This window comes from Streptomyces sp. NRRL WC-3549 (genome assembly GCF_000721935.1).
GTDB lineage: Bacteria > Actinomycetota > Actinomycetes > Streptomycetales > Streptomycetaceae > Streptomyces.
Window position 1 is genome coordinate 105,140 of the sequence record NZ_KL585425.1, and the last position, 438, is coordinate 105,577.

A 438-nucleotide genomic window follows, 5' to 3' on the forward strand; every position below is an offset into this window, starting at 1 on the left:
CGGCTCACCTCCGCTCGCGCGGAGAGGACTCGCTGCCCGTGTCCTTCAGGTCGCGCACAACCGGCTCACCTCCGCTCGCGCGGAGAGGACGCGCCCAGGTCCGATGCGCTGCCCTGGTAGTGCGGCTCACCTCCGCTCGCGCGGAGAGGACATGTGGAGGTTCGGTGAAGCGAACCGATAATCGGGCTCACCTCCGCTCGCGCGGAGAGGACGTCGAGGTTGCCGAGATCGATGGGCGCACGCGCGGCTCACCTCCGCTCGCGCGGAGAGGACTTCATCGCACCATTCGTGCATCTGGCGGGCGGCGGCTCACCTCCGCTCGCGCGGAGAGGACCTGGCTACCGGTGCGAGCGGCGTAGCGCTGCTCGGCTCACCTCCGCTCGCGCGGAGAGGACACCGGCACGGGTACAGCGGCTCCTCCAGGTGGCGGCTCACCTC

1 CRISPR repeat array is annotated in these 438 nt (G+C 70.8%).

The features are described 5' to 3' along the window. Positions 1-395: direct repeats of the CRISPR family, unit length 29 nt; unit sequence CGGCTCACCTCCGCTCGCGCGGAGAGGAC. The last annotated feature ends 43 nt before the right edge of the window (positions 396-438 follow it).